This window comes from Sphingobacterium hungaricum, assembly GCF_015210005.1.
Taxonomy (GTDB): domain Bacteria; phylum Bacteroidota; class Bacteroidia; order Sphingobacteriales; family Sphingobacteriaceae; genus Sphingobacterium; species Sphingobacterium hungaricum.
This window is the reverse complement of sequence record NZ_MU158698.1, coordinates 350,487-371,371: the sequence shown is the minus strand read 5'-3', so window position 1 is coordinate 371,371 and position 20,885 is coordinate 350,487. Positions and strand designations below refer to the sequence as shown.

Genomic DNA, 20,885 nt, shown 5'->3' with positions numbered 1-20,885 from the left:
TTAGAATGCATAGATCGCTGCTAATGAGAATTGTCCGGCATTTGGCGCAGCTAATCCATTGGAATTTAAAAACGGACTGTCGCCATTGTGATCTAAGCGTACCTCAGGAATAAAAATCAAGCCACCAGTTTTTATATTGCTGGATAAGGTTACTGATGTGTAAGCTGTTTTTGGAATGTCACCTGTCTTTTTGTACTCCAGATATTCCCCACGTAGTCCAAAAGAAACCATAGAGTTGATTGAATATTGTGGATACAATGCCGCGCCGATATAGCTTCCTGGTGTTTCTGAATCATTGATGTCGTAATTGGCAACATTCAATCCTAATTTAAAGCTGTCGTTAAATTGGTACGAAGTCGTTAAATCTTCAATCGTTCCATAACCGCCAAGTCCAGCTCCAGATAAGACATTGATGTATGCCGTCCAGCCTTCAACAGGCGCAAGCATCAATTGACCGCCAATGCTAGAAACTCCACGAGTCGCTGTGTAGACATTCCAATCATTAAACAAACCAACCATTAAACTTGCTTTTTCACTGAATTGGTAAGTTCCTTTAATACCTGCATTTTGAAATGGTCCACTTGAGAATAGGTAAGAAGTAGAATAATTCATGTTTCCTGCTGGAGAAATAACTTCATAACCAATAAATGTGGACATAAAACCCGCTGTCATCGAGAAATTCTCTGTAAAATCATAATTTACAAATAGGTTCTGAATGTTAAATGAAGATGAGTTGTTCGCTTCGTCAAGAAGAGATTGTGATTGGCCTCTAGGGCCAAACGAAATCTCTCCAACAAAAGAAGCTTTACCCGTAGTTTTCTTCAAGGCCAAATCAATCATGCCTAATGAAACTGAATTATGGTCTGTTGCAAAGGATGTTTTTATGTTTCCGGGTTGCTTCGCAAAGTCATATTTGTAATAGGTATCTACGGATCCTGAAAATTCTAAAGATGATTCGTTCTCTTGAGCTACGGCATAGGACATGCTGGCTATAAAAAATATAGCTAATAAATTTCTTTTCATGATAAGTTTATTACTTGTTAAATAAGCGGTTCTTTTAAATGTAGGTAGTGTTCAGTATTTATGAAATTTCAGGGCTTAAATTACCTTGATTGTATTTTTCATTGTGTTGAGACTCGTCCAATCCCAATTCTTCTTCTGCTTCCGAAACGCGGATAGGTTGAATAAGGTTGACTATTTTGAAAATAACAAATGAAACCACAAAACTGAAGATAATTACAATCACAGCTCCTTTAACTTGAGTGAAAAAGAAGTCAGCGTTTCCATATAAAAGACCATCTTGGCCAGCACTGTTTACCGTAGTCGTTGCAAATACACCTGTCAAAATCATTCCTACGATACCGCCAATTCCGTGACATGGAAATACATCTAATGTGTCATCAAGGCTTGTTTTTTGTTTCCATGCAACTACTAGGTTGGAAATTACTGCAGAAACGGTTCCAATAAAAATGCTTGATGGAATGCTGACAAATCCTGCAGCAGGAGTAATCGCAACTAGACCGACAACTGCACCTATACAAAATCCTAATACAGATGGTTTTTTGCCTCTGGCAACATCAAATAACATCCATGATAATCCGGCAGCACCTGCAGCAATATTTGTCGTAATGAATGCGGAAACAGCCAACGAATTAGCGGCTAAAGCTGATCCAGCATTAAATCCAAACCATCCAAACCATAATAAGCCTGTACCGATAAGTACGTATGGAATGTTAGCCGGAGGAACTTCTTTATGCTCCAAATGAGATTTTCTTCTTTTTAATACCAATGCTCCAGCCAATGCTGCCATTCCTGCTGAAATATGAACAACTGTTCCTCCAGCGAAATCTAAAACACCCATTTGCAATAGAAATCCATTTGGAGACCATGTCCAATGCGCCAAAGGCGAATAAACAAAAATCGCGAACAAGACAATGAACAAAATGTACGATGTAAATCGGATACGCTCTGCTACTGCCCCAACAACTAAACCTGGAGTAATGATTGCGAACATCAATTGGAATACTGCAAAAAGCGAAAGAGGAATTGTTCCGAATGCAGGCCCTGAATTCACGCCTTGGAAAAAGAAGAACGTTCTCGGATCGCCGATGATTCCGTAGATGCTATCGCCGAAAGCTAAGCTGAATCCCATAACAATCCACAAGACCGTAATCACTCCAGTTGCGACGAAGCTTTTCATCATCGTCGATAACACATTTTTTCTGTTGACCATTCCGCCATAAAAGAACGATAATGCTGGTGTCATAAGAAAAACCAACGCTGCGCAGATCAAAACAAATGCAATGTCCGAAGAATTGTAAGTTCCGTCATCGAAATTGGGAGCTAATGGAACAAATAATGCGCAAATCGCAATTATTAGTAAGATTAGAAAGGGTAGATACTGTTGTAGTGTAAGTTTTTTCATTTTTTTAGATGTTTTTAGTTAAATTTTAATTAATAATTATGGTTAAGTAGAAATATTTTTTATAAAATTAGTATATTTTTTATAAAATTAAACTTTTTTTGAAAATATTTTAATAATTTTTCTTTTAAATTTTTAAATTCTTTGATTTTTGTATTAATATTTGAATTTTTTGTATTAAAAATACTTTTGTTAGATAATTTATAATCGATTATTTCATTAATATTTATGTATTGGCTTTATTTTGGATAAAATATTTATCAATATGAAGGATTTGTTGTGTTTTTAAATGCAAAAGGGAGATTCTTTGATGAAAGAATCCCCCTTTTTTTGTAGAAAATTTATAATTTATGAATTGAATCCTAATTTTTTATCTCCAAAGCGTGTTGGTTAAGTATATAGGCCGTCACTGCTTTTAATGGTTTATCATAAAGCGGATGATGTCCTGGTTCGGTGAAAAATTCTACAGAGTTATTTACTTTCGAGTACCATACCCTGCTTACATCTTTATTTGATAACGTATCTGGACGTGTTATTCTCCTAAAGTTGTTTAATTTGTGTTCATCCAATGCAATGACTTCCGAACCTGGAATTTTTTCTTTGCAATCCACAGCAATATAGCGGTCATTGTTCCAATACATGCATTGCTTTTGTAGGGTTCCATATTTTATAAATAAAAATACTCCTAAAAGCAAAACTAGACCAAGCGTAACTACCAAGTATTTTGATTTGCTGTTTGATTTTAAGCTATTCGCGTCGTTTAATGCAGTAATTGCTTGTTCTGTATTTACTGGGATTTCTGCCTCGATCTCAGAGCTGTCCTTTTCCCCTGATTCAACATTGTCATTCTCTATGACTGTTGTGCTATTTGATTTTTTCCAATTTTCGTAGGGTCTAGGCTGGAAGTCAACAAGAATAGCCAAAAGCTTGACAACCTCATCTTTTGGGTTTTTAGCCTTACCTAAAATAAAATTTCTTAATGGCCTAAGTTTATCTAAGTCAAATCGATTTATGCTTGTCTCCAACTCGTTGGACTGATTTAGGGGATTAAAAAACTCATTAAATGTTTGAGTATCCTCTTTGGACAATCCATTTGAAAAGATAATCAAACATAAATTTCTGAGGTTTCCAGGTGATGGATTCTCTAGTTGGCTATATAGTTTATGCTGTTGCTTCTTTTCCTTATAACAGGTTATAACTTCTTCTCTAAAAATTTCAAATGTAAACATCAACTCAAAATTAAATGAACAATTGGCTTGGAATTTACGGAAAACCGTAATCGCTATTATCTACAAAACAACGAATTACAAACTGCTTTTTTGGAATCCCGTCGGAATTTTCGGAATTCCAATGGAATAATCGGAAACCCTGGAATTTATTAATAATCAGCAATTTATGTGTTATAAATTTGTCTCAGAATCAATTCAAGTATCGAATTGCTCTATGTGAATAAAGATAGAGAATAGATTCTACAGGAGAAAATATTGCGGTAGTCAATAACCGGTTTGGGAAGCAGTTGTTTGCTTCCGCGATTGTCTCCACTTCCCAAAAAATTCAGAAGGCCTTCTGAAACAAACGTAGTAACCCCTGCGCATGGCGCGCAGGGAACTAACAAGTTTTTGACTTTTAATTTTTTGTAAAATGTGGTATTTACTTATCAATCTTTTATTGGCTGTAAGCAGCCCTGCGGACGCAATATGCAATAATGTCCAAACCTATGTCCAAACGGAAAACGGCGACGGCGACAATGGCGATGATCATGGTGTCGGTGGAGATACGGGGCAAGTGCGTCCTCCGATTCCTCCAAGGCCACCAATTCCACCTACTCGATAGTTGGTGAATATTTAGGAGAGCATTTTGCTCTCCTTTTTTTATGTATATTTTTTGTACATTCAAACCAAATTATGAATATATCTAATCCTTTAATTTTATTAACTTCCATTACTTTATTATTTTCTTGTAAGAAACAAGAAGCAAAAAAAGCGATGCCAGATGGATATCCTTATTATGAAAAGGCTTATGTTCATTTGGATAATGGGAAAACGGATAGTGCATTTTTGGTTTTTAACATTGCGAAAAATATATTTATTGAAGCAAAGGACAGCCTAAATACAGCAAACTGCTTAATACAGATGGCGATCATTCAGTCCGATAAGCGAGATTATTTTGGGGCACAAGAAACTTCGCTGGAAGCAATATCATATTTAGATCAAAAGAAGCCTGAACATTTTGTGTATTTAAGTTCTAATTACAATAATTTAGGTATTACGACTTACCAACTGAATGAATACGACCGAGCTTTAGAGTTTTACAATTTAGCATTAAAATACTCTCTCGATTCGGCCAATAATGCAGTGTATCTAAATAATATTGGCAAAACATATCATGACAAGAAAGAATACCAAAAGGCAATCGCTGTCTTTGAAAAGGCTATCCATTCAACAAGTATAAAAGACGTAGAACTAGCTCGAGCGCTTACGAACATGGCGAATTCTCGGAGACGGCTATTTAAAAATTATAATCCATTGCCAAGTTTTTTAGAGGCTTTGCACATTCGTGAATCTGCTAAAGACTATTGGGGCATGAATTCTAGCTATGCTCACCTATCGGATTATTATTCGACAGTGCGCACAGATTCTGCACTCTATTATGCAAATCAGATGCTTCAGGTTTCTACAAGAGTAAAAAGCGCTGATGATCAAATTTTATCTTTGTCTAAATTGATTCGATTAAGTTCTCCGGACTCTTCTAAATTTTACTTTGAAAAATACAAATCTCTTGAAGATAGCGTTCAATTTGCTAGATCTTCCGCCAAGAATCAATTCGCTGTGATTCGATATGAGGTCGAAAAGAATAAAGCTGAAAATCTGGAATTGCAAAAAGATAATGCAGAAAAAGACTATCGTGTTAGCCGTCAGAAAATATTGACAACTTCAATTTTTTTGTTGTCGGTTCTGTTAGTTTTTGGGGCAATATTTTGGTACAAGAAACGCAAACAAAGGTTGGAGCTGGAGACCGATGCGCAAATCAAAGCTAATCGGCTAAAGACATCCCGTAAAGTTCACGACGTGGTAGCAAATGGGATTTACCGGGTCATGGCTGAAATTGAAAATAAAGATGAAATTGATCGAGAATCCGTATTAGATCAATTAGAAGAGGTGTATGAAAAATCTAGGGATATATCCTACGAGACCGAAGATCACGTTTTGATCGAAGAAGACTTTTCAACAAAAATTTCTAATCTATTGACATCTTTCGCAACGGAAGATCTGATCGTACTTACTGCTGGAAGTTCACCTGAGCTTTGGAAGGACGTAGATCAAAAAATAAAGAACGAACTTACGCATGTCTTGCAAGAACTAATGGTGAATATGCGGAAACATAGCCAAGCTTCGGAGGTTATTGTCCGCTTTGAGAAAAGTTCGGAAAGTCTAAGTATTTATTATTCAGATAATGGAGTTGGTTTCGCTAATGATTCAGTAAAAGGAAATGGTTTAGCAAATACGGAAAACCGTATTGAAAACCTTTTTGGCGAGATTATATTTGCTACAGAAAGGGAAAGTGGGTTCAAGGTAACGATCTTCATTCCTTTCAGCTAAAAAAAGTTTAGTGTATGTTTAAAAAGGTTTTAATTGCCGAGGATCATGAATCTACAAATATCTCGATTCAAAAGACATTGCAGGATTTAGAGATTCCAGATGCCCGATACGTTTATTATTGCGATGATGCATTGTCTCGAATTCAGGTTGCCGTTCGGGAAGGGGATCCATATGATTTGTTGATTACAGATCTTTCTTTTGAAGAGGATCATCATAAACAGAAAATTGCCGATGGCAAAGAGCTTGTTCAAGCCGCCAGAGCGCTTCAGCCGGATTTAAAAGTTATTGTTTTTTCCGCGGAAAGTAGAGATAGCATAATTGATGAGCTTTATAAAATATACGGAATTAACGGGTATGTCCGAAAGGCAAGGAGAGACGCTCAATCTCTAAAAGATGCTTTCCAAGCAATCTACAGGAACAAGATATATTATTCATCGGATTTCAAACAAGCCATTCGTGAAAAGAACTCCCATGAGTTCAGTACCTTGGATCTTGCTATTGTTTCTTATCTGTCCCAGGGTGTTCGTCAGAAAAGTATTCCGGATTATTTGCAGGAAAAAAGTATCAGACCCTCTAGCCTAAGCAGCGTCGAAAAGCGTCTGAATCTTATGAAAGATGTCTTGGGTTTAACGAATAATGAACAGCTTGTAGTCTATTGCCGAGACAAAGGACTGATCTAAAACTATTTTATTTACCAATTAACTTAGATAAAGGAGATCGTTAAGGTCTCCTTTTTAATTGGAAATTGGCATAGCCCACATTCCTAATTTCCGTTCCCTTGCATAACGCTGCGCTTTGATAAACTTGTTTTCGAATTTTACGTTAGGAGCGACGGTCATTATGGTTGCGAAGCCATTTCGGATAATTTCTTCGTTGACGAAAGTCCCGTCCTGTAGATAAACGTAGGCGAGGGCGCGACCAAACGGATCCAGAGAGTCAATATCAAAAGTTAGCTTTACAAATTTATCCATGATTAAATTGCTTGTGAATGCTGACGCTTCCTTTCCGAAAGGCTGTTTTTTCTTTTTGAACGCATTTCTGGATTCTGGAGTATCAATTCCAATAAATCTGATTTTTACTTTTTCATTTTTACGATTTACGCACCAAAATGTGTCGCCATCAGAAATTTTGGTAACCTGATGAAATCCATTTGGTATCGTGGTGTTCAGTTCATCCAATGAATAGGTTTGGATGTATTCTTGAGAATTTGAAGGATAGGTTTGGCAAGAACTCGCGATAGAAACGACTGTTACAAGGAAAGCAAGGAAAAAGAAATTCATTAAACGATAAAATTTGAAATGATATGCTACACAAATGTGCAATTTACGATTTCTTTAATTTACGGGAAACCGTAATTGATTCTCCTGCTGTAAGAATAACTTTGAGCTACTTGGTGGATTAGGATGGTCGAAAAACGCACTTAAATCTAAAATAAATCTGTTAACGTATATTATGTACACATTGAGTCTAGATGAAAAATTTAAGTATTATGAATAGTTTGCACAAAGAAAGGCAGCAAAGTCAAGCGGAAGTATTTTCAAAAAAAGCGGGCGTATTAATAAGTTCTCAATTTATTGAAATCGGTTACGTCAAGACCATTAAAGTCTTGCTCGTAATTTACATGGACATGATCAATGGTAGGCAAGAAATGGCAATTAGATTCGAGAATCATTTCCCAGCTGATTGTTCTAAAACTAGTGTTTCCAACGTCGGGACAATAGATGAGGATGAATTGGATGTTCTGATAAAATCAATATCAATCTTAAAGAATCAAGTATTTCAATCCTATCCAGAACACTATACGGAAGTTAGCTTTTTAAGTAGGGCAGGGCTTGAAGTAGGAAGTTGTTTTGCGGATAATTCATGGGATTTCTTTTTAAAATTAAACCGACATGACGATGATTCGTGTGTTTCGTTAGTTATTGACGATGCCCAATGTCTATTGGATATTTTGCAAAAGCTAAAAGGGCATATCATAAATTTAAAGTAATACTCGATTCTTAATTTTTGCAATTATATTATTTATTTTATTCTTGAGGATAATTTTGGAGGAATTTGTTCAAATCAAGATCCTTATCTAGTTTTAATTTTTGTTTAATTCTATATTTTGCCATACGGACTGATTTTGTTTCGACATTCAAAATGGAAGCTATGCTCACCGTGTTGAACCGCAAATGGATGTACGAGCAGTATTTTAAATCTATCTCCGTTAGCGTATTGTTAGATCTCTCCATCAAAAAATCTATGAAATCGGGATGGATCTCTTTCAAAGTAGATTTCATCAGAAAAATTTCTTTATCATTTTCATCGCTCGTTTTGATGATTTTTTTAACATTTGACTCGAAATTGTCAGAGTTTTTAGAAGAAATTTGATTCAATACCTCTGTTTTTTTATCTAAGTTCAGCTTGTCGATTAAAGCTAATTTTTCTAATTTGATTTTTTCTTTTTTGATTGACTTTAATTGACCGTGAGTGTTCACTAATTCACTTTCAGCAATTATTTTTGCAATGACTGCTTCGTCTCTCTTTTTTCGAACATATAGATAGGTAACATAGCCAAAAGCAATGCTAAAAAATAAAATGATAAAGGAAAGAATTTTCTGTTTATTTAATAAATCAATTTTTTCATCTAACAATTTTTTTTCAGCTTCTGAACGTTGCGATTGAAAATAAATTTCATTGTTGAGTAACGATTCTTTTTGGTCATTGCTGTTTGCTAAATCACTATAGTGCTGAACCTCTCTTAAATATTTATTTGCAGTTTTATAATTTTCAATTCCTTCATAATGTTCTGCTATTTTTAAATTTTGATAAGCCAGCATGTAGTTGTTTACAAGCGCAGAAGATTTTAGGGCTTGAATTCCCTTAAATAAAGACTGGATAGCCTTTGGATCTTTGTTTGAATTTCTTAACTGGTATTCAAGATTATAAATATGAGCGAGCAAATAGTCATTCACCTTCATTGGCCTTGCTGTAGCGAAAGCTTTATCCAACGCCTGCGTGCCTAATTTCTTTGCATCTGGATAATCAGGGTTTACCGAAATGTAAAAATTTGCAACATTGATGTATACCGACGTCTCATTATAGGCACCTAAATCTTCTTTGTTGTTTACGGCTAAATCATTTAAAAGAGAAAGGTTTGCCAATATTCTTTTTTCGTTGCTTTCGGTTTTGTCTTCTAAATATAATTGAACTTTACATGAATTTAAAACTAGCAATGCTCCGAGTTGGCCTATATAGTCCTTGTCTTTAATTTGCCCCTTATAAACTTTATTTGCATACTTGATTGCTTGTCCTGTGTTGCCAGTTTGAACATATGATTGAGCGATTTGAAGATTTGCTTGATTAATTAATTTGCTATTTTTAGCCTTTTCACCACTGAGTAACGCTAATTGGGCTTCTTCGACTGCTTCTTTATAATGACTTAGCGAGGATTCTATGTAGGCTTTTATTAAATGTTTATACGATTTTAATGTGTGATTTTTTGGATATGTTTTTTCTAAATCAACAAATTCTGTATGTACAGCGATTACGTTGTGCAATTCTTCTTTATTTGTAAAAAGAATGTATTTTAGTCCTAATAATTCAATAAGTTCATCCTCATTAGATTGATTGGCATTGATTAGGTTCGTAATCTTGGTATAGGCAGAGTCAAATTCCTCGTTTGAAATTTCATCTGAAATTTCTGCTCTAATTTTTTGGTTACTGACTGTTTGAGTATAACCATTCAGATTTAATGTTAAATAAAGAATAAATAAACAGAATCTAAATGCCATTTGCGCAATATCTTAATGTTAGATCCGATTATAAATCATTAGATGAGTACGATTAAAAATTTTTATTGATGTCTTATTGATAGTTAACTCAATCTAAGTAGTTCATAATCAGCGGATTTTATAAACAAACCATGGTTTTATCAAAATATCTGCTTTATTTGGATCATAAACAAAACCTGTGGACTAAGCAAATAATTTAGTTAATCTAAACAGGAAAAAGTTGACATCCCTTACACCTCTAAATTGACTTCTGAAAGCCTTTATCTTAGCATTGAAAGATTCTGCTGAAGCATTTGTGCTTCTGTTATCGAAGTAGTTCAATATCGTTTTGTGGTGTATGTTTATCGTTCTGGATACGGTATTGAAGGACTTGAACCCCGCCCGTTCGACCTTGTCTGCCCACTTCGCTAGCCTTGTAAATCCATATATCTTATCCACTGTTGTGTTGAATATCCAAGAGAGCTCCTGTGACAGGCGGTAAGCTTTTTCAATATCTGGATAGCGCTCGAACAATATAACAGCTCTTTCTTTCTGTTCAACCGTCCATTTGTGCTCGCTTTTATAGAGCAGATATCGGCTCCTTGCCAGCAGCTGTTTGAGCGTATCGCTATTGGGAAGCATTTCTGGACAATAGCTTTCTTTCTTCTTCCGTGCTTGGTCGATAGCTTGATTTTCGTCATCTATAGCCTGCCACCGATGTTTTATCCTGATTTCTTGAAGCGCTTCGCTAGCCAGCTGCTGCACATGGAACCTATCGATTACCTGAACTGCATTGGGAAAACAGCGCTTAGCGATCAGGCCCATATTTCCAGCTAAGTCCAGGGTAATCTCCGTGACTTGTTTGCGGATCCGCAAAGGTATCTTTTGAAGCAAGGGAATAATATTGTCGGATTTAGTGCCGCTCAATATCGCTACGATGGTTCCCTTTTTGCCTCGTGCATGTTTATTGCTCAAGACTGTATAAAGTTCTCCATGGGAAAGGCAGGTTTCGTCAATAGAAAGATGAGGGCTGATGTTCTCGGCAAAGATGAGCCCCTGCTTTGCATTATCTCGATGTTCCCAATCTTGAAAACCACTGAGCTTGTTCCGATAGTATCTCCTTAGCTTGCTAGCGCTTATGCCATAAAATGAAGATATGCTCTGGATGCTATGTGCCTGGCTATCCGCTGATCTCTTTTAAAAAAGCCGCGAAATCCTGTGTGATGCGCGTTCCTTTGGCTACTAGCTCCCAGTTCCTATAAACTGCCTTATCTATATCCCGGTTAAGCCATCTACGGCGTTTGACGTGCAGATATACCTGTAGGCCGCGTATTGGGAAATCTTGAAGGGTGATAGGGTCGAAAAAACCTTTGGAAACCAATTTTTGTCCTTGATATTCTTCGGGTGTGATGTTAAGCTCTTCCAGAAAGATGTCCAATCTCCCGTCATCTTTAGAATAATGGGTCATTTCGAAATAGTCGGAAACTCCTTCCGGAATAATTAAAGGCATTAAAGCTTTGAACGAATCGTGCATACTTATAAAAGATCAAAGCACAAATATCTTATTATTTTTTTCCTACTCCACAACTTTTGAACATGATCCCTTTATTTAGCAGTCTATTAAAAAATAACCCTCAATAGAAAAGAGAAAGAATAAATTCTTTCTCTCTCTTTGTACCCAGCGCCGGAGTCGAACCGGCACATCCGAAGATATTGGTGTTTGAGACCAACGCGTCTACCAATTCCGCCAGCTGGGCATTTTGAATTGGAATGATGCAAAGATAGATTTTCTTTCGAAAATTGCAAAGCAATATTGAATGTGTTTTATAGTTTTTTATGCGTGCTAGGCTAATACATTATCAATCAGTTTTTTATTTTTAGCGATTTTTGTGGTATTAGTTCTAAATTTCTATGGTTAAAGCGAAGAACACCATTCTTAACCTTTTTTAACAGTATATAGTTTAAACGATTTGCCCCAATATGCATCTTACCAATAAACAAGATTAAAAGTTAAATTAAAAATAGTTCAGGGTATGAAAAAAATCTTAGTATTCGGCTTAACATTCCTAGGGATTAGTTTTGCTTCGATCGCACAAGAACAAGTTGATTCTGTAAAAAATACGAAAGGGAAGAAGCACCCAAGAAGCGAGTTTGTAAATAAAACTCCTGAAGAGCTGGCGCAAATGAAGACAAATCGTTTGGATAAAGAGCTGAAATTTACAGAGGCTCAGAAAAAAGAAGTCTACGCGTTAAATCTAAAAACTGCGCAAGAACAAAAACTCCGTTTCGAACAGCGTAAAAAAGAAATGGAAGCGCGCAAACAGGATTTAAGAGCCTCGAGAGAAGATTTGTTAAAAATCTTGACTCCAGAGCAAAAAGAGCTGATGAAAAATAAGATTGCTAACGATAAAGGCCCTGGATTCCGCAAGCGCGGACATGGGGAACGAAGAAGAAATTTTGATAGAAAAGAGCGCGAAAGCAAAGAAGTGGTTTCTGAAGAAACGACCGAAAGCTTGCAAAGCTAGAAAATACGTTTGTGATTAGTTATAGTTTAAGTGTTTAGAAGTCCTGCTAGTTGTTAGCAGGGCTTCTTTTTTTACTCCAACGCACTAATTCACTATCTAATGCTCTTGACAATGTCTATAATCAAAGGATAGGAATTCTCCATTACTTTTGGGAATTCCGACTTGCCAATCCATTCTGCTTGAGTGATGTCTTCCTCCAGTTGAGGGATTAATTTTGGACATTTATTAACGCCCATATCATACCAGTTTGTTTGTTTAAGCACAAATTTGCCACGCATCATATACGTGTGATAGGTCGTCGTGATTTTTTTTCCTAAATAATTTACCTTAATGCCACATTCTTCCTCCACCTCTCGCAATGCAGCATCGCGCATTTTTTCATTTTCTTCGGCTTTTCCTTTTGGAAGATCCCACTTGCCTAAGCGATAAATAAATAGGTAATCCCCGTCTCCATTTTTCACAAGACCGCCAGCAGCTTTAATGATCCTAGTATTGATCAAAATATCTTTAAAATGTTTTTCTGCCTGAGGATGAATATATAAATAAGTTACAGGTAACGTGTTGTTTACAGAATTGTTGAAAAGTTTTTCTAAGTCAATATCTTGTAATCCAATTGTTTGAATATTAATTAAATCAGAAGGAGCAAAATCTGCAATAATTAGCAGAGATTGGTTCATATAAATTTTATAAATTTGTGCCATGAATAAATTAAATGAGGTTGAACAGAAAATTGCTGAATCCTTACTGCAAATTAAAGCAATTAAATTGCAACCTAAAAACCCTTTTACTTGGGCATCGGGATGGAAGTCTCCAATTTATTGTGACAACAGGATAACTTTATCTCATCCATCGATCCGTACGTACATCAGGCAGAATCTAGCCCAATTGATCCAGAATGAATTTGGTTCGGTTGAAATGATTTCTGGTGTCGCAACAGCAGGTATACCTCAGGGGGTTTTAGTCGCTCAAGATTTAGGATTACCTTTTACCTACGTTCGCAGCAGTGCGAAAGATCATGGTCGCCAAAATCTTATTGAGGGCGAGATTAACTCAGGCCAACGTGTCGTGGTTGTTGAAGATTTAGTTTCTACGGGCAAAAGTAGCTTAGCTGCGGTGAAAGCTTTGCGTGAGAATGATTGTAATGTGGTTGGGTTAGTTTCTATCTTCACTTATGGATTTGACGAAGCGGCAGCAAATTTTGAAGAAGCTAAATGTCCTTTGTTTAGCCTGTGCGACTATAATGCATTAATCAATGTAGCTGCTAAAAATAGCTATATTTTAGAATCTGATATTGAACTGCTTGAAGAATGGCGTAAAAACCCGTCTACTTGGAATGCGGAATTAATTTAATAACTAATCCTATGACTATTATCCAGAACAGTTGCATCGTGAATAAACCGATTGAAGAGGTTTATGAGTTTTTGCAGGATTTAAATAATCATGAACAACTAATGCCTGACAACATCTATAACTGGTCTTCTACCAAAGATGAGGCTCGTTTTACGATAAAGAATATGGCTAAGCTTTCTTTGAAGATCAGTCAACGTATTGAGAATCAAGAAGTCGTTTGTGTGCCTTTGGAGGAAGCGCCTTTTGAAATCACATTGCGCTGGAAAACGCAGCAGGAGAGTTCTGAAGTGACGAAAGCTACCTTTGTCATTGAAGCACAATTGAACATGATGATGAAAATGATGGCAGCTGGACCTTTGCAGAAATTAGCGGATCACCAAGTTGCTCGTCTGAAAGAAATTTTAGGATAATAAACCAATTAAAAGATATAAGGCCTGCTCAAAACTAATTGAGCAGGCTTTTTTTGTGATGTGTAATTGATTTTGCTTAATTTGCTATTAACCACTTCCATAAACTTATTTTTAAAATTGACCTTTTTAGTCGACTGGACTGATTTATGTTTTAATTCTGTTGATTTTAAGTATTTATACTTTACTTATTTAAATTTTCGTATTTATAATTATAAAAATAATTGATATACTTAGTATAAATAAATTATTATGACATTTAAATTACAATATTTTCTTTTAAATGTAGGTTTTCCTTTATTATTTTTGTTTTATATAGCTAATGAGTTAATTTTTGTTTGTTGTGCTTAATATATGTATTAGGAATACATGTATTGTCGATATTAATTATTAACAGCTATAATTAATTATTAACACTATTCAGATCAAAAGACTTCCTAAACCCAAGTTTTTAATTTGTCTTACCGTACAAATGAAAATTGACCAAGCTATTAATGGTCCTAGCTGGAAAATAATGCGTTTTAGGCTAGGAAATATTTACGATGACTCTTGATTAATATTGGCATCTCCTTGATAGAATATTCTACCTAAACTAGCAAATGCATAACCTTATATTGGTAAGACAGACCTGTTTGTAGCAATTTACATTGATGGGCAGTCTGTTAAATCAGATTCCTAGCAAATAAAACGCAGGAGTTTATATGCTAAAGTTTGCAAACAGCAATAATCTATGTGAAATATACTCAACCTTAAAACAAAATGAATAGCAGAAGTTTATTGGAGTACGTTGCTCCTACCATTACCGTGACTTGGTTAGATTTAGAACAAAGCATTGCGGCTACTTCTGGTGCTACTGTAACTGTTGGAAGTGATACAAATGCAATCACTCCCGAAGTCGATGATTGGACCGAACAAACTGGCAGCCAGAATAGCTTTTTGTAGACCGCTTCTGCATTTTAAATAACCCTAAACCCACACCCTCTAACGATGTCAACACAAGCCATAAAAATCCGTGCGTATAAAATTGGAATTTTTAGCAGTTTTATACTCTCATGCCTATTCTTTGCAAGTTGTAAAGAGAATATGCAAAATGAAATTATAGATGATGGAACGCGACTGGTTCTTACTATTGAAGGGATAGAAGACGAAGGTCAAGCCACAATAGATAAGGATGCAAGCACCTCTGTTCATCCCCACTTTTCGAAACAAACTATGGCATTGGCCGATGAAGCTTCTGTCGAAAGTTTCGGCGAATTCAATGCGGTAACATCTTTACAGCAAGATTTTTATAGTAATAATCAGTCTGAGTTAACTAAGGTAAGTGCTGTGAGGCCCGGAAATTTAAATAACGTCGCTAAGCAGGCGGCCGTAACCGCGTTAACCACTGGAGTCAAATATCGGGTTTTGGTATACGATAACAGCTCTAGTTCTACTGTACCTGTTTCCTCAACCCTAGGAACGGCTGGAACAGCACTAAATATCCCTGTAGAAAAAGGTAAAAATTATTATTGGGTTGTCTATTCTTTTAATGATGATACAGATCCTGGAACTCCTTCGGATGGTTTGTTGCCTACAGATCAACGTGATTTGTTGCATGCTGTGGGTATACCTATTACTATCCCGGGCACAGTGGGGGATGGGCAGGAAATTAAAGTACCTCTAAAAATTAGATTAAGGCATAAACTCTCACGCATAAAAGTAGAAGTAACCGCTGCTAACTATCCTGGCATAATTACAGCAATATCCGCAAATTTGGGAGCTAATAACTATTTCAGAGCAGGGACACTTGATTTAAAAACGGGAGGGTTAACGGCCAACTCGACTAATACAGTTATGCCAAGTACAGCAATTACCTTCAATCCTGTTACGAACAATGCTGTAAAAACAGCTACCTATTACACCATGCCTGTCACTTCGCTGGCTAATTTTCAAGTGCGGATTAATTCTATGACGATTTCTACGACTGGTGGCCCTAAGTCGTTTTCCACTGCAAGGACTTTTACTTGGCCGATGATTGCGAATAGTGAGTCATCTAGTTATACGGCTAGAGTAGATTTCAAGCCGCTGCCTAACCCAGTTAACTTTAAAATATTATCAGTAGGGTCAGCGCCATATGCGATTATGGACCATCCTTACTCCGGAATTTACCATGCTCTTAAGAGTGCTAGCAACTTTGGGCCGACCGGCATCATACCTACCTTAAACACGGATTGGGCGTTGACTTCTCGTCCGGGAGTAGCTGGTGAATTGACTGATTTGAATACAGGTTCTTATAAACTTTTATACGTCGGTTACGCTTATATTCTTACAACTGCTGAAGCGACGGCGATTACGACCTTCCTAAATAATGGGGGGACAGTCATATACGCGGTTGAAAATCCTGGTTCAGCTGGAGAAGCTTCTCTATTAAGCACATATGCAGGCACAACATCTTATACAAGTTGGGGCTTGTTAGCTAATACAACTACGAATGCAGTTTTAAATGGGAAGTTTGGTGATGCAAGAAGTAAGCAAGTTGGTAACGATGCTGGTGCAGGATTTGTGATTACCAGTCCTAATCTATCTTTAATAGATGTGCTTGCAACGAATTCTACAAATGCGGCACAGGTCGCAATGTTTAAATCAAAAACCCGAAAGTTTTACTGGGTTGGAGATGGTGGCTTTGATGTTTATAATTCTTCATACAACGTTCCTGGGTCTGCGAATGGGGCAAATTCTTTTCCATTTTTGTTAACATCGACGGGTGCGCCTTATATTGGAGCTTGGTATACACCAACGCCGGGTACTCCAACATCTGTTGCCAATTCTACTGTATTAATGAATATTATCGGACAGGCATTATTGGATGCGCAGTAATTTTGAGATGCTTTAATTAGCGATAATTATCCACTTCAATAACCTCAATTCCTAAAGGATTTTCCTTTAGGAATTGCAGTTTTATAGGAAGGCAATAACGTATAAATGTTGGTTTTTAGGTCAGCGTATGTTGGTGTTTGTAGATTCTAGCTAGTTAAGATTTATTACAAACAAGACTATTCCCTAAAATTTGATTAGAATTATTGTCTATTATTTCAGATAGGGATAGGCATTTCTAATTATAAATTGTTTGTGAAATTATAGTAATAATTTATTGCATCGATTTGATTTTCTTCTCGTGGAAACGTTCAATTCACGATTTAAATTCTGCAAATTGACCTTTCTACTACGAATATGAACATCAGGTTTCTATTTCAAATCAAAACAATATCAATTTATCTTTTTAGTTAAATTTTATCAACGTCTACCATGCGTCTACGACGATGTTAAATAGTGTATATTCGATAGTATATTCTCTTTTTAAAGAAAAAATGAAATTTACTAAGTATTAGCTATTTTTATTTAAATTACTGATAATTAGTTTGTTGAATTTATATTATTCTCGGTTTGAGTTGTTTATTTGAAACATTTTGTAGCTATATAACTACAAATATTTAAATGAATCAAAATAGGTTATTTATCCCTTGACAAGTATCTTTTAAGTTAATTATTTTTGCACAGCATTGTTGAAAAGCAATCATTTGATAACTAAACTTAAAAAAACACATGATATCGGGGAATAGTGTACAAGGTTTGATTGGACTATGTATGTCAATTGAAGCTCACTATTAGGTATGTGATAGCACATTAAGAATCGGCTACTATAAACGAACATCAACTTAAAGCAAATAAGATTAAAATCATGAATCACCAAAAATTATTAGCGTATGTCGCTCCAAAAATTGAAGTACTCTATCTTGAAATGGAGGAGGGGATAGCTACAGGATCAAGTGCTAAGATTACTATTGAAGGGACTGACGCAAATTACCCAGACCTTGAAGACTGGAAAGAAAGTTCTAGTACTGGTACTCAACAAACTTATTTTTAAACTACTGTACTATATATGAATATTAAACATACTAAACAGATATATTTAACTATGTTGAATCGAGTTAAAGAAAGTTTTACCTTTAAAGTTGTTTTATCCGTTCTACTTATTTCGATTTTGTTTGTAAGTTGTAAAAATGAAATAGATGTCAATCCTACTGATACAGGTACAAAATTGGCTATTACTATTGATGGGATTGAAGAGCAGATTGAAGGATCTTTTGATAAGAACGCAAGTACAGCTATAAAGTCGAAGATTAGCTATTCGGATGTGGATGATGCTGAAAGGCCGACTGTGGTTAGTTTCGGTGATTTTTATGCTGAAGTATCCATGCAACAGGATAACGGGGTCAAGTTAACTAGTTCACCACGTACTAATTTAAGCGCTGTAGGTGTAGGAAATTTAAAAAATATCAATCCTGTTGCCACGAAGAGTCCTTTATTAAAGGATGTCAAATATCGTATTATACTTTATCCCGATGCATCGGGAACCTCTGCCGCTATTTCTTCCACAATAGGAATAGCCGGATCGCCATTAAGTATTCCTGTTGAAAAAGGTAAAAATTACTATTGGGTAGCATATTCATTTAACGATAATAATGATCCTCAGGAACCTAGCAGCGGGAAGATCAATTCCGATCAAAGGGACTTGATTCACGCAACTGGGTTCACGGGTGTTATTCCTGGTGTTGAAGGTGATGGGCAGGATATTACGGTGCCTGTAAAGATTACCTTCGCTCACAAGCTTCACCGCATCACCATCGAGGTCAATGCTTCAACATATCCTGGAACATTCCAAACTTTAACTGGAACTTTAGGTTCGGCTAATTATTTTAGAGGTGGGACATTAGATTTAAAAACTGGAGCATTCTCTCCAGCTCCAAGCTCCCTTTCGACAACAACAATAGATTTTAAAGTTATTAACAATTCAGTAAGAAGGGCGTACTATTATACTGCACCTATCACATCCATTCCAAGTATGAATGTCACTATCGGGGCTCTGGTTGTTAATACCTCGGCAGGGCTTAAGGGCTTTACTAACAGAACTTTTTCATTTACACCAGTCCAAACAAGCGAGGGTTATAACTATACTGCGAAAATTGAGCTAAAGCCTACAATAGATATCAAGAAGCTTAAAATATTAGAGGTTGGTACGGTCTCTTATTATAAAATATTATCTGAGGCTGAATCTAAAAAGACTCCCGGTACAGCTGTTGGACATGCTAATTCAGGATTGTATGCCGCTATGTATAATCAAAAGAATTTTGGCTCTTCCGGTAAGCTGATTACAACTAGTTATAACGATTGGAATGTTACAAGTAGGGATGTAGGTTCAGGTGGATTAGACGACTTAAATTCAGCTGGCTATAAGCTTTTGTTGGTCAGCTATGACTACCGCCCGACAGATGCTGATGTAGCGGCGATAAAGACATTTGTTTCTGCTGGAGGTCGAGTTTTGTATTACGGCGAAAACTTGGAAGATAGTCCAGGGGAAAAACAGCTAGTTAAGTTTTATTCAGGTTCAGATACTCATTCTACAGGTAGTAAAACCAATGGAGTCCTTTCGAATGGCGGAGCAAATGATGTATATTGGCGACTAGGGAACGCAACAAGTAACACGATTTTGAATGGTTCATTTGGTGCCGGGGCCAATCAAACTGTTTATGATGATGCAAACGCAGGTCATTCCCTGGTAGGAGCCGACCTGTCTAAGATCGATGTGTTGGCAACAGATGCTGATTTTGCAGGTAATGTCGTCTTCTTTAAATCGAAGACCAGTAATTTTTACTGGATTGGAGATGGAGGGTTTACAGTATATAATCCTGCTTGGACGCAAGCGTCGCAATCTGTGGGCAACATATCTTATCCATTTTTATTGGACGCAAATAAAAGCCCAATGCTTAGTTCTTTTGGAAATAGCGTTTGGGCGAGTACCAAAGTCGCGAATTCGGTAATTATCATGAATTTGATCGAAAAGTGGTTAAAAGAAGTTCAATAACCAATTAAGTTGACTTATGTAATTAAAGCCCGCCCTTGGTGGGCTTTATTATTACACGGATATATTTGGATGAATATTGAAAGAAGCGGGAGGAAATCTGCGCACTAAAATATTTACACTGACTTGAATCAAGAAGCCGACATTATTTAACAAAAAGATGTGATTACAATAGTGTTATTCGAATAATTCATTGGATTTTTTTTATCAGTCAGAATGATTGTACACAAATTTGATAGGCAATACTTGCAAAATAGTTGGTCTACAACCTTATTGATTCGTCTTTAGGAAAAATCAATAAGTTCTTTTGATACACATATATTTCTAGGAAACTTCTTTAAAGAATTAAATCAGGTTTTGAGTAGCATCTTTTACAAGTATATATTATATTTCCTCTTAATTTTATGTTAGTCTACATTAGCCTGTGCTACAGGCAATTTTTGTTGACGCCAAAATTATTCGTCATTTTCTGACCTATTATCGGAAGAATTTGCTCCTTGTCTCGTAATACAAGTCTTTCCATTATCCATAGGATATGTGTTTATTACGTGCTCGAATCCTCTTAGAAATCGATTACAATTTGTAAGACATAAAAAAATGCTTTTTGGCGAAATGACAAAAAACCCTTTTCTAATAGATTAAAGCTGCTTTATCTTTTTAGTTAACTTTTGACCGCGTCTATCAAACGTCTACAACAAATTTGGCTAGCCTTTCTCACCTACTAAAATTGACGTTCTATCCGATTTTATGCGAAAATATGTTTTAACATTTTTATTTAAAAATTATTCAAACTACTTATATTCAAATGTTTATATTTCATTTTATTGTGTTGTAAATATGCTAGCATAGTGATGTGTAGTAATTGTTCTACAAGAATTAAATAGCTTATAAATAGTAGGTTGACGCTATTGCTTCGTATCGTTAAAGT

Annotated in this window: 19 protein-coding genes and 1 tRNA gene; 11 read left to right on the top strand and 9 right to left on the bottom strand. The window is 36.0% G+C overall.

All coding sequences use genetic code 11. The features are described 5' to 3' along the window. The 3 genes from C4F49_RS04730 to C4F49_RS04720 form a co-directional block, all read right to left on the bottom strand. Window positions 1-1,023, bottom strand: a complete 1,023-nt coding sequence (locus C4F49_RS04730; RefSeq protein WP_196934731.1) for an outer membrane beta-barrel protein — start codon at window positions 1,021-1,023, stop codon at window positions 1-3. 58 nt (window positions 1,024-1,081) lie between these two features. Then, the gene (locus tag C4F49_RS04725) at window positions 1,082-2,425 is read right to left on the bottom strand and encodes an ammonium transporter (protein ID WP_196934730.1); all 1,344 of its coding nucleotides are present in this window, start codon (window positions 2,423-2,425) and stop codon (window positions 1,082-1,084) included. Window positions 2,426-2,784: 359 nt separating this feature from the next. Then, window positions 2,785-3,651, bottom strand: coding sequence for a hypothetical protein (locus tag C4F49_RS04720; RefSeq protein ID WP_196934729.1), 867 nt, complete (start codon window positions 3,649-3,651; stop codon window positions 2,785-2,787). A 412-nt stretch (window positions 3,652-4,063) separates the two neighbouring features. Between C4F49_RS04720 and C4F49_RS04715 the strand changes: the two genes are divergently transcribed. From C4F49_RS04715 to C4F49_RS04705, 3 genes are all read left to right on the top strand, one after another. Continuing rightward, on the top strand, window positions 4,064-4,255 hold the full coding sequence (locus C4F49_RS04715) for a hypothetical protein (protein WP_196934728.1): 192 nt from the start codon (window positions 4,064-4,066) through the stop codon (window positions 4,253-4,255). A 71-nt stretch (window positions 4,256-4,326) separates the two neighbouring features. Further along, window positions 4,327-6,021 carry an ATP-binding protein gene (locus tag C4F49_RS04710; protein WP_196934727.1) on the top strand — a complete coding sequence of 565 codons (1,695 nt, stop codon included), beginning with the start codon at window positions 4,327-4,329 and terminating at the stop codon, window positions 6,019-6,021. 14 nt (window positions 6,022-6,035) lie between these two features. Then, a complete protein-coding gene (locus tag C4F49_RS04705; protein WP_196934726.1) occupies window positions 6,036-6,701 on the top strand; it encodes a response regulator in 666 nt (221 codons plus the stop codon). A 54-nt stretch (window positions 6,702-6,755) separates the two neighbouring features. On the opposite strand, the gene C4F49_RS04700 is transcribed toward C4F49_RS04705, so the two are convergent. Beyond that, window positions 6,756-7,301 carry a thermonuclease family protein gene (locus tag C4F49_RS04700; protein WP_196934725.1) on the bottom strand — a complete coding sequence of 182 codons (546 nt, stop codon included), beginning with the start codon at window positions 7,299-7,301 and terminating at the stop codon, window positions 6,756-6,758. A gap of 209 nt (window positions 7,302-7,510) precedes the next feature. Between C4F49_RS04700 and C4F49_RS04695 the strand changes: the two genes are divergently transcribed. Further along, on the top strand, window positions 7,511-8,011 hold the full coding sequence (locus tag C4F49_RS04695) for a hypothetical protein (protein WP_196934724.1): 501 nt from the start codon (window positions 7,511-7,513) through the stop codon (window positions 8,009-8,011). Window positions 8,012-8,048: 37 nt separating this feature from the next. On the opposite strand, the gene C4F49_RS04690 is transcribed toward C4F49_RS04695, so the two are convergent. The 4 genes from C4F49_RS04690 to C4F49_RS04675 all read right to left on the bottom strand — a co-directional run bounded on the left by C4F49_RS04690 (window position 8,049) and on the right by C4F49_RS04675 (window position 11,533). Next, window positions 8,049-9,797 (bottom strand): hypothetical protein, encoded by a 1,749-nt coding sequence (locus tag C4F49_RS04690; RefSeq protein ID WP_196934723.1) that lies wholly within the window; start codon window positions 9,795-9,797, stop codon window positions 8,049-8,051. A gap of 183 nt (window positions 9,798-9,980) precedes the next feature. Continuing rightward, window positions 9,981-10,916, bottom strand: a complete 936-nt coding sequence (locus C4F49_RS04685) for an ISAon1 family transposase (protein ID WP_196937206.1) — start codon at window positions 10,914-10,916, stop codon at window positions 9,981-9,983. A gap of 40 nt (window positions 10,917-10,956) precedes the next feature. Continuing rightward, window positions 10,957-11,310 carry an ISAon1 family transposase N-terminal region protein gene (locus C4F49_RS04680; protein WP_231388208.1) on the bottom strand — a complete coding sequence of 118 codons (354 nt, stop codon included), beginning with the start codon at window positions 11,308-11,310 and terminating at the stop codon, window positions 10,957-10,959. A 141-nt stretch (window positions 11,311-11,451) separates the two neighbouring features. Continuing rightward, window positions 11,452-11,533, bottom strand: a tRNA-Leu gene (locus C4F49_RS04675). A 276-nt stretch (window positions 11,534-11,809) separates the two neighbouring features. On the opposite strand from C4F49_RS04675, the gene C4F49_RS04670 reads away from it, so the two are divergent. Next, window positions 11,810-12,301 carry a hypothetical protein gene (locus tag C4F49_RS04670; RefSeq protein ID WP_196934722.1) on the top strand — a complete coding sequence of 164 codons (492 nt, stop codon included), beginning with the start codon at window positions 11,810-11,812 and terminating at the stop codon, window positions 12,299-12,301. Window positions 12,302-12,393: 92 nt separating this feature from the next. Here C4F49_RS04670 and C4F49_RS04665 read toward each other — a convergent pair whose 3' ends face one another. After that, complete coding sequence (locus C4F49_RS04665; RefSeq protein ID WP_231388207.1) at window positions 12,394-12,978, bottom strand: NUDIX hydrolase; 585 nt, start codon at window positions 12,976-12,978, stop codon at window positions 12,394-12,396. A gap of 22 nt (window positions 12,979-13,000) precedes the next feature. On the opposite strand from C4F49_RS04665, the gene pyrE reads away from it, so the two are divergent. From pyrE to C4F49_RS04635, 6 genes are all read left to right on the top strand, one after another. Beyond that, a complete protein-coding gene (gene pyrE / locus C4F49_RS04660; RefSeq protein ID WP_196934720.1) occupies window positions 13,001-13,651 on the top strand; it encodes an orotate phosphoribosyltransferase in 651 nt (216 codons plus the stop codon). An 11-nt stretch (window positions 13,652-13,662) separates the two neighbouring features. Then, a complete protein-coding gene (locus tag C4F49_RS04655) occupies window positions 13,663-14,061 on the top strand; it encodes an SRPBCC family protein (protein ID WP_196934719.1) in 399 nt (132 codons plus the stop codon). A 756-nt stretch (window positions 14,062-14,817) separates the two neighbouring features. Next, window positions 14,818-15,000 carry a hypothetical protein gene (locus tag C4F49_RS04650; protein ID WP_196934718.1) on the top strand — a complete coding sequence of 61 codons (183 nt, stop codon included), beginning with the start codon at window positions 14,818-14,820 and terminating at the stop codon, window positions 14,998-15,000. Between the two features lie 45 nt (window positions 15,001-15,045). Continuing rightward, complete coding sequence (locus tag C4F49_RS04645) at window positions 15,046-16,914, top strand: hypothetical protein (protein WP_196934717.1); 1,869 nt, start codon at window positions 15,046-15,048, stop codon at window positions 16,912-16,914. Window positions 16,915-17,776: 862 nt separating this feature from the next. Then, window positions 17,777-17,962 (top strand): hypothetical protein, encoded by a 186-nt coding sequence (locus tag C4F49_RS04640; protein WP_196934716.1) that lies wholly within the window; start codon window positions 17,777-17,779, stop codon window positions 17,960-17,962. 51 nt (window positions 17,963-18,013) lie between these two features. Next, a complete protein-coding gene (locus C4F49_RS04635; RefSeq protein ID WP_196934715.1) occupies window positions 18,014-19,960 on the top strand; it encodes a fimbrillin family protein in 1,947 nt (648 codons plus the stop codon). Window positions 19,961-20,885 lie beyond the last annotated feature (925 nt).

Coding starts and splice junctions, on each gene's coding strand:
- C4F49_RS04705 (WP_196934726.1), top strand. CDS start 6,036: ATGTTTAAAAAGGTTTTAATTGCCGAGGATCATGAATCTACAAATATC.
- C4F49_RS04710 (WP_196934727.1), top strand. CDS start 4,327: ATGAATATATCTAATCCTTTAATTTTATTAACTTCCATTACTTTATTA.
- C4F49_RS04700 (WP_196934725.1), bottom strand. CDS start 7,301: ATGAATTTCTTTTTCCTTGCTTTCCTTGTAACAGTCGTTTCTATCGCG.
- C4F49_RS04680 (WP_231388208.1), bottom strand. CDS start 11,310: ATGCACGATTCGTTCAAAGCTTTAATGCCTTTAATTATTCCGGAAGGA.
- pyrE (WP_196934720.1), top strand. CDS start 13,001: ATGAATAAATTAAATGAGGTTGAACAGAAAATTGCTGAATCCTTACTG.
- C4F49_RS04715 (WP_196934728.1), top strand. CDS start 4,064: ATGTGGTATTTACTTATCAATCTTTTATTGGCTGTAAGCAGCCCTGCG.
- C4F49_RS04695 (WP_196934724.1), top strand. CDS start 7,511: ATGAATAGTTTGCACAAAGAAAGGCAGCAAAGTCAAGCGGAAGTATTT.
- C4F49_RS04725 (WP_196934730.1), bottom strand. CDS start 2,425: ATGAAAAAACTTACACTACAACAGTATCTACCCTTTCTAATCTTACTA.
- C4F49_RS04665 (WP_231388207.1), bottom strand. CDS start 12,978: ATGAACCAATCTCTGCTAATTATTGCAGATTTTGCTCCTTCTGATTTA.
- C4F49_RS04690 (WP_196934723.1), bottom strand. CDS start 9,797: ATGGCATTTAGATTCTGTTTATTTATTCTTTATTTAACATTAAATCTG.
- C4F49_RS04670 (WP_196934722.1), top strand. CDS start 11,810: ATGAAAAAAATCTTAGTATTCGGCTTAACATTCCTAGGGATTAGTTTT.
- C4F49_RS04640 (WP_196934716.1), top strand. CDS start 17,777: ATGAATCACCAAAAATTATTAGCGTATGTCGCTCCAAAAATTGAAGTA.
- C4F49_RS04730 (WP_196934731.1), bottom strand. CDS start 1,023: ATGAAAAGAAATTTATTAGCTATATTTTTTATAGCCAGCATGTCCTAT.
- C4F49_RS04720 (WP_196934729.1), bottom strand. CDS start 3,651: ATGTTTACATTTGAAATTTTTAGAGAAGAAGTTATAACCTGTTATAAG.
- C4F49_RS04655 (WP_196934719.1), top strand. CDS start 13,663: ATGACTATTATCCAGAACAGTTGCATCGTGAATAAACCGATTGAAGAG.
- C4F49_RS04645 (WP_196934717.1), top strand. CDS start 15,046: ATGTCAACACAAGCCATAAAAATCCGTGCGTATAAAATTGGAATTTTT.
- C4F49_RS04650 (WP_196934718.1), top strand. CDS start 14,818: ATGAATAGCAGAAGTTTATTGGAGTACGTTGCTCCTACCATTACCGTG.
- C4F49_RS04635 (WP_196934715.1), top strand. CDS start 18,014: ATGTTGAATCGAGTTAAAGAAAGTTTTACCTTTAAAGTTGTTTTATCC.